The following is a 12,473-nucleotide window of genomic DNA, read 5'->3' on the forward strand; positions in this document are numbered from 1 at the left end:
AGTGCTGGAAGATCTCCCAGCAGCTTCTTGACTGGCGAGCCTGCTTGATCCGCTGCTGATGGTCAGCAAGGTCGGTTGAGCGATCACCCCGCACTGTTCTCAGTGATCAATCTCATTGGTACCCGCATTCCGCAGCCGCGCCGAAGCGAAGGTGCTGATCGAACGCTGGCGGCAGTTCTACAACGAGCAGCGGCCGCACAGCGCCCATGGCTACAAACCCCCGGCGACCGTTCGCCGGAACTGGTCGGAACCCGATACCATTCACCCCGGACTCACTGCCTGATTGGCTACAAGTTCCATACTCAGGTCAGGTATGCTGGCGAGCCTTGGCCAACCGCCCGGCGATGTCGCGTCCCGGGGCGTTTGTCCGGGGAAAAGTGGTTGCTTCGCAGTTCCCGAGGAAGTGATGTACTGGCTGTACCTCGCCACGCTTGTCTTCCTGCTCATCGCAAGTTACGCACACCACCGCACATCCGCCGATGCCGGCATGCAACCGGTTCCGGGAACCGTGGAATCGACGGCCTACCGCTGGTTCGGAGGCGGGCTCGCGACCCTGGGGATCCTCGCCCTGCTCGGCTGGGGGTTCGCGGCGTATGCCTGGTGGGTGCCGTTGGTCAGCCTGGCCGTCGCGTCCCTCGTCGCGGGGCTCGTTTACGCGGTGCTTCCGCTTGGTGTTACCTTGGTCCTGGTGGCCTTCCCGCTCGCGGTCGGTTCGGGGATCGCCATGGTCCTGACCTTGTAAGGGCGCCGCGCCTGGCCCCGGGGCCGGAGGCGGGAGGACGCGTCATGGCACTCGTGGGGATCGTCCCGATGCTTCCGGCCCACGACCTGGCGGCGAGCGTGGCCTTCTATCGCCGGCTGGGGTTCGAGGTGGAGAACCTGCGCGAGGAGTGGGGCTGGGCCTCGATGGCCCTCGGGCCGCACCGGATCATGCTGGACCGTTCCATCGCCGGCGGCGTGCATGCGTGCCGCAACGCGGTCGTGTACCTGTACGCGGACGACCTGGACCAGCTCCGCGAGCGCGCTGCGCTGGCCGGGCCCGAGGGGCCGGAGATCCGCGACACCTTCTACGGCATGCGGGAGTTCCGCGTGCTCGATCCCAGCGGCAACCAGGTCTGGGTGGGGCAGGCCCGTGGGCAGCCGGCCGGTTGACGGGCAGGCAGCTGGCGGTGCGTCGCGCCCGCCGTGCTGGCGGGCCGGGGGCCTGGGGCCTTCCGGTCCTTTCGCCTTGATGCAACGGCCTGTCCGCACCAGGGCCGCGCTGCGGGGGGCGGCGATGGCGGCGTTGCTGCTGGTCGCCGGCTGCGACGTCCTGACCGATGCCGCCACCCGCCTTGCGTTCGAGATCGAGGCCGCCGCCAGGAGTCTGGAGAGGGACGGGGACCGGGTCACCCTGCGCCACGAGGTTCCGTCCAGGCCCGGGGAGTGCGAGGGCCCCTACACCGTCCAGCTGGACAAGGTGGGGGCGCTGGTCTTCTGGTGCCGGGATGCGGAAGGGAACGTGCTGGCCAGCCCCGGGACGTCCCACCACAGACGCTTCGTCCGGACGCCGGAGACGTACTACCTGCACAAGCAGGCCGGGGAGCCGCTGGTGATCGAACTCGAGCGCAGGGCCGGCGAGGTGGTGATCGTCGACGTGCAGTGAGGCCCGCCCCCGCGTACGATCCGCGGCGGGCTTCCATCCATGCGGTCGGGCCGCGCCAGCGCGCGACGTTCGATCCAGGCGGGGATCGATGGCGACACCGACCTCTATCGAAACGGCCATCCGGCGCGCGTCGTCCGCGGACGATGCCGCGCTGGCGGTGGTCGGCCAGGCGACCTTCCTGGAAACGTTCGCCGGCGTGCTCGACGGCGCGGCGATCGTCGCCCACTGCCGCGAGGCCCATTCCGCCGCGCGGTACCGCCAGTGGCTGGAGCAACCCGGCTGCGCGGCCTGGCTGGCGGAGGCGCCGGGCGGGGCGCCGGTGGGATACGCGCTGGTGGCGGCCCCGGACCTTCCGTCGGCCGATCCCGGACGCGACCTCGAACTCAAGCGCATCTACCTGCTGGGGCGCTGTCGTGGTGGCGGCACGGGCAGGCGCCTGCTCGCCGAAGCGATCGCGTTCGCGCGCGATGCCGGGGCGTCGCGGCTGCTGCTCGGCGTGTACGCCGGCAACGCGGCGGCGATCGGCTTCTATCGCAGGCACGGGTTCGTGGACGTGGCCGAGCGCCGGTTCAATGTCGGCGGAACGGCTTACGATGACCGGGTGATGGGCCTGGCGCTCGACGGCAGCGCCGCGCACGCATCGCCCGCGCCTTCCGGCCGCCCGGCCTGACGTGCGCGCCAGGCCAGCGCCATCCATGGACGACTCTTCAAGGAGGATCCTGACGCATGTACGACGCCGCTCCATCCGCGCCCCCGCTGCTTCCACCACCAGGACGGTATGCGGACCTCGGGAGAGGTTCGATCATCGATCGCCGCAAGGCGGTCAACGCGATGCTGCGCTATCCGCGTGTCGAGGAGCTGCGGTCGGTGGTGTACGCCTGCGGCGAGGATCGCTACCTCGTCACCGCCACGACCAGCATCTGGGAGGCCGGCCCCGTGGCGCGACTGCCCTGGGACGTGGCGGACGAGGAACTGGGGTATGCGGTCCTCGATTCGCTGTTGCAGTACCACGCGCATCCGCCGCCGCCGCGCAACGGCGGGGTCAGGACATGGCGCGCGCTGCAGGCCTCGGGCGCGCGGTCGCGGAAGCGGTTCAAGGAGATCTCCAACTACGTCGACCTGCGGACCATCGGTTCGGGGATCGTCATCTGCGCGGGCGACCTGCCGGGCGGGGTCTTTGTCGGCCAGCTCGCGTCCATCGCTCCGGCGCCCGCGGAGATCGGTGGCCTGGTCCGCAAGCTCGTGGGGCTGTGGCGGACGCTGGCGCCGCAGGCCACGGCCTGAGGCCCGGCGGCCGGGCAGCGGCATCGCGGCGGGAGCGAGGTCGGGAAGGATGGTCGTGCAGGCGCTGAAGCTCCTGGGCCTGTTCGTCGCCACCGCGCTGGCCGAGATCGTCGGCTGCTACCTGCCGTACCTCTGGCTCAGGCAGGGCAAGCCGGCGTGGCTGCTGCTGCCGGCCGCGCTGAGCCTGGCGGCGTTCGTCTGGCTGCTCACGCTGCATCCGCACGCCGCCGGCCGGGTGTACGCCGCCTATGGCGGGGTGTACATCTGCGTGGCCCTGGCCTGGCTGTGGGCCGTGGATGCGATCCGGCCCGGCCATGCATCCGGACACCGCGCGCTACAACGCGCCGCTCGACCCCGGCCAGCGCGAACTCTGCGACCTGCTGGCGCGCGAGATCGACGGCCACCTGGCCGGCGCGGAGAACCGGGTCTGGCACGGCCATCCGGTCTGGTTCCTGGAGGGCAACCCCATCGTCGGTTACAGCCGGCAGAAGCAGGGCATCCGCCTGATGTTCTGGAGCGGGGCCGATTTCGGCGAGCCCGGGCTCGACGTGGCCGGCGGCAAGTTCCGGGACGCCTCGGTGTTCTACCGCCAGGCCGGGGACGTCGACGTGGCGGCCCTGCGCCGCTGGCTCGGCAAGGCGCGCCAGATCCAGTGGGACTACCGCAACCTGGCCAGGCGCAAGGGACGCCTGGAGCCGCTGCGCGGGCTGCAGGCGCCGTGAGCGCGCCGGCGCGCCGGCCGCGCGGCGGGGAAGATGCCTGTGCAGGTTGTGAGACGGCCGCGGCCTAGACTGTGCCGATGGAACCGACCGCCCTGCTGATCGTCATCGCCGTCCTGCTGCTGCTGGCCGTGGGCCTGCTGGTGGCGCTGGTGCTGCGCCGCCCCGGCGCGCTGCTCGAGCGCGCGCTGCGCGAGGAGCAGCGCGAGGGCCGGGCCGAACTGCGCCAGCAGCTCGACGGGCTGTCGGCGCTGCAGGAGCAGCGCAACGAAGCCTTCGGCCGGCGCCTGGAGGACCTGGCGCTGCGCACCGACCAGCGCCTGGACGTGCTGCGCGAGGCGCTGACCGAGGACGCGCGCAAGTCGCGCGGCGAGCACGCCGAGCAGCAGCACCGGTTCGAACTGGCGCTCGGCCAGCGGCTGCAGGGGATGCGCGAGCAGATGGACGCGTTCGGCCAGCAGCAGGAGGCGCGCATGCACGCCTTCGCCCAGCAGCAGGCCGAGCTGGTGGCGCGGGTGGACGCGGGCATGGCCGCGCTGCGCCAGGCGCTGGCCGAGGAACTGGCGCGTTCGCGCGGCGAGGGCGCCGAGCAGCAGCAGCGCTTCGCCGAGGCGCTGGGCGCGCGCCTGGCCGAACTCACCCAGCGCAACGAGCAGCGCATCGGCGAGATGCGCGCCACCCTCGACCAGCAGCTGCGCGCGCTGCAGGAGGACAACGCCGCCAAGCTGGAGAAGATGCGCGAGACCGTGGACGAGAAGCTGCAGAGCACGCTCACCACGCGCCTGGATTCCTCGTTCAAGCTCGTCTCCGAGCGCCTGGAGCAGGTCCAGCGCGGGCTGGGCGAGATGCAGCAGCTGGCCACGGGCGTGGGCGACCTCAAGCGGGTGCTGACCAACGTCAAGACCCGCGGCACCTGGGGCGAGGTGCAGCTGGACAACCTGCTCGAGCAGACCCTGGTGCCCGAGCAGTACGCGCGCAGCGTGCGGGTGCGCCCCGACAGCGCCGAGGCGGTGGACTTCGCGGTGCGCCTGCCCGGGCGCGGCAGCGGCGACGCGCCGGTGTGGCTGCCGATCGACTGCAAGTTCCCGCGCGAGGACTACGAGCGCCTGCTCGATGCGCAGGAGCAGGCCGAGCCGGACCTGGTGCGTGCCACCGGCGCGCAGCTGGAGAAGGCGGTGCGGATTCAGGCCAAGTCGATCTGCGAGAAGTACATCGTGCCGCCGCACACCACCGATTTCGCGGTCATGTTCCTGCCCACCGAAGGCCTGTACGCCGAAGTCATCCGTCGCCCCGGCCTGACCGACGCACTGCAGCGTGACCACCGCATCGTGGTGGCCGGGCCGACCACGATCACCGCCCTGCTCAACAGCCTGCAGATGGGCTTCCGCACCTTGGCGATCGAGCAGCGCTCGAGCGAGGTGTGGAAGCTGCTGGGCGCGGTGAAGAGCGAGTTCGGCAAGTTCGCCGGCATCCTCGAGCGGGCCGAGAAGCAGATCACCACGGTCGGCCGCAGCCTCGGCGACGCCAGCCGCAAGACCCGCACCATCGAGCGCCACCTGCGCGGGGTCGAGACGCTGTCCGGCCCGGAGGCCGCGGGCCTGCTCGGCGATGCCGCCAACGCGGACGACGGTGACGACGCCCCGGCGTGATCCCGTGCCGTGGGCCCCCGCTCAGGGCGTGGGCGACAGCGGCACGATCGGCATCACGTCCACCGGCACCGTCGGGTTGGCCTCGTCCTCGAGCAGGTAGTCGGGCAGGTCCTCGGACTGCTCGCTGCGCCGGTCGGACTGGATCAGGTAGTTGCGCCGCTGCATCCAGGCGTCGCGCACCAGCGCGTACTCGTCGGCCGCGCCCTCGCGCATCGCGTCGACCGCGAACAGCTGGGTGCGCAGGTCCACCAGCTGCAGGCCCTGGAGGAAGTAGCGGGCCCGGTCGTCCTCGACCTGGCGGATCGGCGACAGCGGGGCGTCGCCGAGCAGGCCGAAGGTGTCGCGCAGGGTACGCGGGCCGAACAGCGGCAGTTCCACGTAGCGCGAGTTCTTCCAGCCCCACACGCCCAGGGTCTGGCCGAAATCCTCGCTGCGGTTGGGGATCCGCATCCTCGTGGCCGGGTCGAACAGCCCGCCGATGCCGATCGTGGCATTGACCAGGAACCGGCCCAGCGACTGCCCGGCATGTCCCGGGCGGCCCTGCAGCAGCGCGTTGAGCGCGCTCACCGGCTGGCCGAGGTTGCTGAAGAAGTTGCCCACCCCGAGCCGCACCGGGCGCGGCACCACACGCACGTAGAACTTCGCCAGCGGCTTGGCGATGGAGCGGTCGACGGCGTTGTTGAAGCGGTGCACGCGCCGGTTCCAGCCTTCCCACGGATCGTAGCTGACCGGCAGCTGGGCCGGTTCGGGCAGGGTGGGATCGGCGACCGGGTCGTAGGGCGCCTGGCCGTAGATCGCGGCGTAGTCGAGTTCGGCCTGGGTGGGCACGGACGCGTCGCCCTGCATCGCCACGTCCGGTGCGGCGGCATCGGTCGCCCCGGACGGCGGCAGCGCGTCCGGCGCGGCTGCACCGGTGTCCCCGGCCCCGGGCGATGCGGGCACCGACGCGGCGTCCATCGCGTCGCCGGCATCGAGCGTGGCGTCGGGCGTGGCGTCTGGCATCGCGGCCGGTGCGGGCGCAGGGGCGCGGGTGCCGCCGGTGCCGGCGCATGCGGCCAGCAGCAGGGGCAGCAGGAACGGGAGCAGGCGTGGGGGGCGGCGCGGCGTCATCGGGCGATCCGTCGGCGTGGCCGCGCGGGCCTCATGCCCGCGCGAAGGACAGGGAGGGGGAGAGCCGGTAGGCGCGGCGCAGGCCGTCGAGACCGGGCGGATCGCCGGCCACTTCCACGCCTCCGACACGTTGCGCGAGTTCCACCAGCAGCGCAAGGCCCGCGCTGTCGACCGAGGCCACCGCCGTCAGATCGAAGCGTTCCACGCCCGCGAGCACGTCGAGCGCGCGCGGCCACAGCGCGGGCACCGCAGCGCGGTCGAGCGCGCCGGCGAACGCCAGCGTGCCCGCCTCGCGCCGGACCGTGGCCGCGGCCGCCATCAGTTGCCGCCGGTGGCGGGCGAGAGCTGCCCGCTGCGCAGCTCCCGGGTGACCTGGGCGATCGACTTGCGCTGCAGTTCCGCGTCGAACTGCTGGCGGAAGGTCTGCACGAACGACACGCCTTCCACCATCACGTCGAACACGCGCCAGCCGTTGCCGGCGCGGCGCAGCAGGTAGTCGACCGGGATCGGCTCGCCGCCCTGGCGCAGCAGTTCGCTCGAGACCTTCACGCCCAGGCCGCGCGGCAGCGCGGTCTCGGACTTGATCCGCACCTGCAGCCGGGTGTTGAAGTCGATCAGCGAGGAGCCGTAACGGCGCATCAGGTTCTGCGCCAGGGCGTCGCCGAACGCCTTCACCTCCTCGTCCGAGGCGCCGCGGCCGTGGCGGCCGAGCACCTGGCGCGCCGCGTAGTCGCGGTCGAACATGTTCTCGAACTCGCCGATCATGAACGCCTGCAGCGCGGCGCGGTCGCCGGCGAACTCGGCGCGGCGGGCCTCGATGGTCTCGAGCACGCGGCGGGTGTTGTTGAGCACCAGCTCGCTCGGCGAGCCCTGCATGGCCGCGGGCGCGGCCTGCTGCGCCTGGGCGGTGGCGACCACGGGCGCCGCGGCGAGCAGGGTCGCGGCGAGCGCGATGGCGATGGCGTTGCGGGGGAGGCGGATCATGGGGTCGTTCCTTCTTCCGTGGCGGGGGGCGCGGAGGGTGCGGCATTGTCGCCGCCGCCGCTGAACATGTACTTGCCGACCATCTGCATCAGGTCCACCGCCGGCGTGGTGAACACCAGTTCCTCGCCGGGCCTGAACACCTCCAGGTCGCCGCCCGGCTGCAGGCCGACGTAGCTCTCGCCGAGCAGGCCGCCGGTGAGGATGCTGGCCGAGGTGTCGATCGGGATCTGGTCGAAGCGGGCGTCGATGGCCAGGGTGACGATGGAGTCGAAACGCTCGGGATCAAGGTCGATCTTCGCCACCCGGCCCACGGTCACGCCGCCGATCTTGACCGGCGCGTTGGGCCGCAGCTGGCCGATCTGGGTGAAGCGCGCGGTCAGCTCGTAGCTGTCGCGGGCGAAACCGAAGCGGCCGTTGGTGGAGGCGATCGCCAGCACCAGCAGCGAGGCCAGCGCCAGCACCAGGAAGGCGCCGACGGCGAATTCGAGACGGGGGCCACGGGTTGCCATTGGGGTCACCTCGACGCCGCGGGGCGCGGCGGACTGCTCGTTGCGGAAGGGGAGTGGACGCGGCGCATGCGGTTCACCGGAACAGGAAGGCCGAGAGCACGAAGTTGAACATCAGCACCAGCAGCGAGGCGTTGACCACCGCGCGCGTGGTCGCTACCGAGGTGCCCTCGATGGTCGGCTCGGCGTGGTAGCCGACGTACGAGGCCACCAGCGCGGCGGTGCCGCCGAACACCGCGGCCTTGGTGAACGCCGGGACGAAGTCGTCGTGGAAATCCACCGCGTCCTTCATCGTCTGCCAGAACGTGCCGTTGTCGATGCCCAGCACCTGCACCGCCTGGAACCAGCTGGCGGCGATGGCGAAGCTGGCGAAGAAGCCGACCAGCAGCGGTACGGTCACCACCGCGGCCCAGAACCGCGGCGCGACCGCCTTGGCCACCGGGTCGATCGCCATCAGCCCGAGCGCGGTGATCTGGTCGGTGGCGCGCATCAGGCCGAGCTCGGCGGCGATCGAGGAGCCCGCGCGGCCGACGAACAGCAGCGCGGTGAGCACCGGCGCCAGCTCGCGGTACAGGCCCAGGCCGATCAGCACGCTGACCTGGTTCGCGGCGCCGTAGGTCTCCAGGGCGCGGAATCCGAGCAGGGTCAGCGACAGGCCGACGAAGGCGCCGCCGACCGCGATGATCGGCAGCGAGCGCGCGCCGATCTTGTAGATCTCGCGCACCAGTTCGGCGAACAGGTCGGCGGTCGGGCGCGAGGCGCGCAGCACCGACAGCGAGAACAGGCCGGCGCGGCCGACCGAGCGCAGGGTGGCGGCGAGGGCCATCAGCGGCGCCTCCGCGTGCTGCCGGCGGTTGGGCTGCTGCCCCCACCCCGGCCCTCCCCCGCAATGCGGGGGAGGGGGGAGGAACGCTCCACATCCAACTGGCGGCAGAGGGGGCGGGAATGCGCCTCCCCCCGCCTGCGGGGGGAGGCTGGGAGGGGGGCGACCGCCGCCACGCTCACGCCGCCTCCCTGCGCGGCGCGCTGTCGAAGGCGATCGGGCCGTCGGGCTCGCCGCGCAGGAACTGGCGCACCAGCGGGTCCTGCGTGGCCTGGAGCTGGTCCGGGGTGCCGTCGAACACGATCCCGCCGTTGGCCAGCACCACCGCGCGATCGGCGATGGGCAGGGTCTCGTGCACGTGGTGGGTGACGATCAGGCTGGTCAGGCCGAGGCGGTCGTTGAGCTCGGAGACCAGGTTCATGATCACGCCCGAGGCGATCGGGTCGAGCCCGGTCAGCGGCTCGTCGTACACCATCAGCGGCGGGTCGAGCGCGATCGCGCGGGCCAGGGCCACGCGCCGGGCCATGCCGCCCGAGAGCTCGCGCGGATACAGGTCCGCGGCCGCGCGCAGGCCCACCGCGTGCAGCTTCATCTCGACCAGGCGGTCGATCACCGCGCGCGGCAGCCGCGTGTGGGTGCGCAGCGGCAGGGCCACGTTCTCGGCCGCGGTGAGGTCGGTGAGCAGGCCGTTGCCCTGCAGCAGCACGCCGATCGACTTGCGCATCTCCAGCAGTTCGCGCGTGCGCTGCGGCACCGCCCGCCCGAACACCTCGACCCGGCCGGCGGCCGGTGCCAGTTCGCCGGTGAGCGCGGACAGCAGGGTGGACTTGCCGCAGCCCGACGGCCCCAGGATCGCGGTCACGCTGCCGCGCGGCACGACCAGGTCGATGCCGGACAGGATGGTGCGCCCGCCACGGTCGAGGCGGACGGCGTCGAAACGCACGGCGGGGTCGCGGGAGGCGTCGGTCATGGCGGCACGACGACGGGTCCGGACGGACCCGGAAGCGTTCAAGGATGGCTGAACGCGGCTGAACCTTGACGGAGTCGTCACGGGTATCGGGGTGGGCGGTGGTGGCGGAATGTAGGCTCGGGGCCGGTGGGGCAGGGGATGGCCGGAGGGTGGCCTGGTCAGCTTGTGGCGTGGGGTGGAGGATCGCGTGTTGGAGCAATCGCGCCGGTTGCCCCCACCCCAACCCTCCCCCGCAGGCGGGGGAGGGGGCGGGCAGGTCCCGGCGCCGTGGCCCCTCCCCCGCTTGCGGGGGGAGGCTGGGAGGGGGGCTGTCGGGGTCCGGTCCGACCGCCGCCCCGGCCCGGGTAACCAGGCGGCCCGGCCTGTCCCTGGCCGCCCCGTCAGCCAGTCCCCGCAACGGCCTCCCTGCCTCCCGGCCCATCGGCCGCCGGCGTCTCCGGCAGCACGCCGTTGTAGCGCGCGCGCGGGCGGATCAGCCGCCCGGCCGCCTGCTGCTCCTGGGCGTGCGCCAGCCACCCGGCGAGGCGTCCGGCGGCGAACATCACCAGCGCCGGGGCCGGCGGCAGCTGGTGCACGTAGCAGATCGCCGCGAGCATGCCGTCGATGTTCGGCAGCCGGCCGCTGGTGCGCGCCGCCGCCTCCACCACCGCCTCGACGTGGGCCATGCGCGGGTCGCCGGCGCGGTACCGGCGCAGCATCGCCAGTACCTCGGCGCCGCGCGGGTCGCCGTCGGGATAGAGCACGTGGTGGAAGCCGGGCAGCTCGTCGCCGCGGTGCCAGCGCTCGTCGACGTGGGCGGCGGGGGAACCGGCGGCCGCCGCGTCGGCGAGCAGGGCGTAGGCGCGTGCGGTGGCGCCGCCGTGGCGCGGGCCGGAGAGCGCGGCCAGTCCGGCGCAGACCGTGCCGTGCAGGTGCGCGCCGGTGGAGGCGACCACGCGCGCGGCGAAGGCCGAGACGTTGAGCTCGTGGTCGGCACACAGCACCAGCGCCGCGCGCACCAGGTCCGCGAAGGCCTCGTCGCCCGGGCGCCAGGCGTCGGCCAGCAGCCGGTGCACGGGTCGCGCGTCGGGCGCGGCGCCGACCAGCAGCGCGGCGTTCTGGCGCAGCAGGGTGGCGGCGATGCGGCGGCGCGTGGCCGGGGCGGCGTTGAGCGAGTCGCGTTCGTCCACGGCCAGCAGCGGGATCGCCGCCATCGCCCGCTTGAGCGGCGGCAGGCTGGCGTCGCCGGCGATCGGCGCCACCCGCGCCGGCCAGCCGCGGGCCGGCGGCGGGTCGAAGGGATCGCTGTCGCCGCAGTCCCAGAGCAGGCGCGCGGCGTCCTCGAGCGTGGACCCTTCGCGCACCATCGCCACCGCCGCACGGCCGCGGTAGTAGGGGCTGTCGGGCCGGATCAGGGAGATCGCCGTCTCCATCACCGGCAGGCCTCGGTCCAGGCTCTGCGCGGCGCCGCGGGCGGCCCCGCGGCCGGCCTGCTTGCGCTGGGCCAGGCGCTCGATGTCGCGGCGCAGGTAGAGCCGGCTGCGGTGGTCGGGCCCCGGCCGGGACTCGACCAGGCCGCGGCTGACGTAGGCGTACAGGGTGGCAGGGCTGATCCCGAGCAGGGCGCAGGCCTCGCGGGCCGGGATCAGGTCGCCGCCTCGGGCGGTGGATCGGGGCATGGAGTCAGCTTGATTCGTTCGATCAAGATTGATCAACCCCAGGAAGGGTGCCACATTGGCCGCCCCCGGGACATCCCCGTCCGAGGCCCGCAGCCATGACCCAGCCCTCCAGTGCCTCTCCCGGCGCCCGGTTCCGCGCCGCGCTCGCCGCCGAATCCCCGCTCCAGGTGGTCGGCGCGATCAACGCCAACCATGCGCTGCTCGCCAGGCGCGCCGGCTACCGCGCGATCTACCTGTCCGGCGGCGGCGTGGCCGCGGGGTCGCTGGGCCTGCCCGACCTCGGCATCAACACGCTCGAGGACGTGCTGATCGACGTGCGCCGCATCACCGACGTGTGCGAGCTGCCGCTGCTGGTCGACATCGACACCGGCTTCGGCCCGAGCGCGTTCAACATCGAGCGCACGGTCAAGTCGCTGATCAAGGCCGGCGCGGCCGCCTGCCACATCGAGGACCAGGTCGGCGCCAAGCGCTGCGGGCACCGGCCGGGCAAGGAGATCGTGCCGCAGGCGGAGATGGTGGACCGGGTCAAGGCCGCGGCCGACGCGAAGACCGACAGGGATTTCTTCCTGATCGCGCGCACCGACGCGATCCAGGTCGAGGGCGTGGACGCGGCGATCGAGCGCGCCATCGCCTGCGTCGAGGCCGGCGCCGACGGCATCTTCGCCGAGGCCGCCTACGACCTGGACACCTACCGCCGCTTCGTCGACGCGGTGAAGGTGCCGGTGCTGGCCAACATCACCGAGTTCGGCAAGACCCCGCTGTTCACCCGCGACGAGCTGGCCTCGGCCGGGGTCGCGATCCAGCTCTATCCGCTGTCGGCGTTCCGGGCCATGAACAAGGCCGCGGAGGCCGTGTACGAGGCGATCCGCCGCGACGGCCACCAGAAGAACGTGGTCGACATGATGCAGACCCGCGAGGAGCTCTACGAGCGGATCGGCTACCACGAGTTCGAGCGCAGGCTCGACGCGCTGTTCGCCGCCGGGCGGTGAACGCGCGGCGGCCGCCGTCGGGCTGGTCGGCCGGCGGGCCGGCGGGGGCATGCACCCCGACCGGCTGCCTCCGGCGCGTTCCGGCGCGGCGCGATCGCCGCTTCGATCCAGTCAACGCAGCCGCCGCCAGAAAGCG

At 72.8% G+C, this 12,473-nt stretch carries 15 protein-coding genes and 2 pseudogenes; 10 read left to right on the forward strand and 7 right to left on the reverse strand.

From position 1 onward, the window contains the following. Positions 1–127 precede the first annotated feature (127 nt). The 9 genes and pseudogenes from FQY79_RS11220 to FQY79_RS11260 form a co-directional block, all read left to right on the forward strand. Positions 128–283 (forward strand): annotated as a pseudogene (locus FQY79_RS11220) (integrase core domain-containing protein); the annotation flags it as partial. 123 nt (positions 284–406) lie between these two features. Then, the gene (locus tag FQY79_RS11225; RefSeq protein WP_146313014.1) at positions 407–742 is read left to right on the forward strand and encodes a hypothetical protein; all 336 of its coding nucleotides are present in this window, start codon (positions 407–409) and stop codon (positions 740–742) included. A 44-nt stretch (positions 743–786) separates the two neighbouring features. Beyond that, on the forward strand, positions 787–1,152 hold the full coding sequence (locus tag FQY79_RS11230) for a VOC family protein (RefSeq protein WP_146313015.1): 366 nt from the start codon (positions 787–789) through the stop codon (positions 1,150–1,152). 79 nt (positions 1,153–1,231) lie between these two features. Then, on the forward strand, positions 1,232–1,645 hold the full coding sequence (locus tag FQY79_RS11235; protein WP_146313016.1) for a hypothetical protein: 414 nt from the start codon (positions 1,232–1,234) through the stop codon (positions 1,643–1,645). Between the two features lie 88 nt (positions 1,646–1,733). Next, the gene (locus tag FQY79_RS11240) at positions 1,734–2,315 is read left to right on the forward strand and encodes a GNAT family N-acetyltransferase (protein ID WP_146313017.1); all 582 of its coding nucleotides are present in this window, start codon (positions 1,734–1,736) and stop codon (positions 2,313–2,315) included. Positions 2,316–2,371: 56 nt separating this feature from the next. Beyond that, positions 2,372–2,929, forward strand: a complete 558-nt coding sequence (locus FQY79_RS11245) for a hypothetical protein (protein ID WP_146313018.1) — start codon at positions 2,372–2,374, stop codon at positions 2,927–2,929. A gap of 49 nt (positions 2,930–2,978) precedes the next feature. Next, positions 2,979–3,239: pseudogene (locus FQY79_RS11250) on the forward strand (YnfA family protein); the annotation flags it as partial. A gap of 4 nt (positions 3,240–3,243) precedes the next feature. Beyond that, on the forward strand, positions 3,244–3,651 hold the full coding sequence (locus FQY79_RS11255; RefSeq protein ID WP_146313019.1) for a DUF1801 domain-containing protein: 408 nt from the start codon (positions 3,244–3,246) through the stop codon (positions 3,649–3,651). A gap of 77 nt (positions 3,652–3,728) precedes the next feature. After that, entirely contained in the window at positions 3,729–5,297 is a 1,569-nt protein-coding gene (locus FQY79_RS11260; RefSeq protein ID WP_146313020.1) for a DNA recombination protein RmuC, read from the forward strand. Between the two features lie 21 nt (positions 5,298–5,318). Here the strand turns inward: FQY79_RS11260 and FQY79_RS11265 are convergent, their stop codons facing one another. The 7 genes from FQY79_RS11265 to FQY79_RS11295 form a co-directional block, all read right to left on the reverse strand. Then, positions 5,319–6,407, reverse strand: coding sequence for an MlaA family lipoprotein (locus FQY79_RS11265; protein WP_186759973.1), 1,089 nt, complete (start codon positions 6,405–6,407; stop codon positions 5,319–5,321). A 31-nt stretch (positions 6,408–6,438) separates the two neighbouring features. After that, positions 6,439–6,726 (reverse strand): STAS domain-containing protein, encoded by a 288-nt coding sequence (locus tag FQY79_RS11270; protein WP_027071919.1) that lies wholly within the window; start codon positions 6,724–6,726, stop codon positions 6,439–6,441. Next, a complete protein-coding gene (locus tag FQY79_RS11275) occupies positions 6,726–7,391 on the reverse strand; it encodes an MlaC/ttg2D family ABC transporter substrate-binding protein (RefSeq protein ID WP_146313021.1) in 666 nt (221 codons plus the stop codon). Before FQY79_RS11275 ends, FQY79_RS11270 begins: the two co-directional genes overlap by 1 nt. Continuing rightward, positions 7,388–7,900, reverse strand: a complete 513-nt coding sequence (gene mlaD / locus FQY79_RS11280; RefSeq protein WP_146313022.1) for an outer membrane lipid asymmetry maintenance protein MlaD — start codon at positions 7,898–7,900, stop codon at positions 7,388–7,390. Before mlaD ends, FQY79_RS11275 begins: the two co-directional genes overlap by 4 nt. A gap of 73 nt (positions 7,901–7,973) precedes the next feature. Then, the gene (locus FQY79_RS11285; RefSeq protein WP_027071922.1) at positions 7,974–8,723 is read right to left on the reverse strand and encodes an MlaE family lipid ABC transporter permease subunit; all 750 of its coding nucleotides are present in this window, start codon (positions 8,721–8,723) and stop codon (positions 7,974–7,976) included. A 175-nt stretch (positions 8,724–8,898) separates the two neighbouring features. Further along, complete coding sequence (locus FQY79_RS11290; protein WP_146313023.1) at positions 8,899–9,690, reverse strand: ABC transporter ATP-binding protein; 792 nt, start codon at positions 9,688–9,690, stop codon at positions 8,899–8,901. 380 nt (positions 9,691–10,070) lie between these two features. Further along, entirely contained in the window at positions 10,071–11,348 is a 1,278-nt protein-coding gene (locus tag FQY79_RS11295; RefSeq protein ID WP_146313024.1) for a citrate synthase family protein, read from the reverse strand. 95 nt (positions 11,349–11,443) lie between these two features. Between FQY79_RS11295 and prpB the strand changes: the two genes are divergently transcribed. Then, the gene (prpB, locus tag FQY79_RS11300; RefSeq protein WP_027071924.1) at positions 11,444–12,337 is read left to right on the forward strand and encodes a methylisocitrate lyase; all 894 of its coding nucleotides are present in this window, start codon (positions 11,444–11,446) and stop codon (positions 12,335–12,337) included. Positions 12,338–12,473 lie beyond the last annotated feature (136 nt).

The organism is Luteimonas wenzhouensis (assembly GCF_007859305.1).
Lineage (GTDB): Bacteria > Pseudomonadota > Gammaproteobacteria > Xanthomonadales > Xanthomonadaceae > Luteimonas > Luteimonas wenzhouensis.

What these genes read in the sequence shown, in the direction of transcription:
- FQY79_RS11225 (WP_146313014.1), top strand. Translation starts at nt 407, where the DNA reads ATGTACTGGCTGTACCTCGCCACGCTTGTCTTCCTGCTCATCGCAAGT.
- FQY79_RS11230 (WP_146313015.1), top strand. Translation starts at nt 787, where the DNA reads ATGGCACTCGTGGGGATCGTCCCGATGCTTCCGGCCCACGACCTGGCG.
- FQY79_RS11235 (WP_146313016.1), top strand. Translation starts at nt 1,232, where the DNA reads ATGCAACGGCCTGTCCGCACCAGGGCCGCGCTGCGGGGGGCGGCGATG.
- FQY79_RS11240 (WP_146313017.1), top strand. Translation starts at nt 1,734, where the DNA reads ATGGCGACACCGACCTCTATCGAAACGGCCATCCGGCGCGCGTCGTCC.
- FQY79_RS11245 (WP_146313018.1), top strand. Translation starts at nt 2,372, where the DNA reads ATGTACGACGCCGCTCCATCCGCGCCCCCGCTGCTTCCACCACCAGGA.
- FQY79_RS11255 (WP_146313019.1), top strand. Translation starts at nt 3,244, where the DNA reads ATGCATCCGGACACCGCGCGCTACAACGCGCCGCTCGACCCCGGCCAG.
- FQY79_RS11260 (WP_146313020.1), top strand. Translation starts at nt 3,729, where the DNA reads ATGGAACCGACCGCCCTGCTGATCGTCATCGCCGTCCTGCTGCTGCTG.
- FQY79_RS11265 (WP_186759973.1), bottom strand. Translation starts at nt 6,407, where the DNA reads ATGACGCCGCGCCGCCCCCCACGCCTGCTCCCGTTCCTGCTGCCCCTG.
- FQY79_RS11270 (WP_027071919.1), bottom strand. Translation starts at nt 6,726, where the DNA reads ATGGCGGCCGCGGCCACGGTCCGGCGCGAGGCGGGCACGCTGGCGTTC.
- FQY79_RS11275 (WP_146313021.1), bottom strand. Translation starts at nt 7,391, where the DNA reads ATGATCCGCCTCCCCCGCAACGCCATCGCCATCGCGCTCGCCGCGACC.
- mlaD (WP_146313022.1), bottom strand. Translation starts at nt 7,900, where the DNA reads ATGGCAACCCGTGGCCCCCGTCTCGAATTCGCCGTCGGCGCCTTCCTG.
- FQY79_RS11285 (WP_027071922.1), bottom strand. Translation starts at nt 8,723, where the DNA reads ATGGCCCTCGCCGCCACCCTGCGCTCGGTCGGCCGCGCCGGCCTGTTC.
- FQY79_RS11290 (WP_146313023.1), bottom strand. Translation starts at nt 9,690, where the DNA reads ATGACCGACGCCTCCCGCGACCCCGCCGTGCGTTTCGACGCCGTCCGC.
- FQY79_RS11295 (WP_146313024.1), bottom strand. Translation starts at nt 11,348, where the DNA reads ATGCCCCGATCCACCGCCCGAGGCGGCGACCTGATCCCGGCCCGCGAG.
- prpB (WP_027071924.1), top strand. Translation starts at nt 11,444, where the DNA reads ATGACCCAGCCCTCCAGTGCCTCTCCCGGCGCCCGGTTCCGCGCCGCG.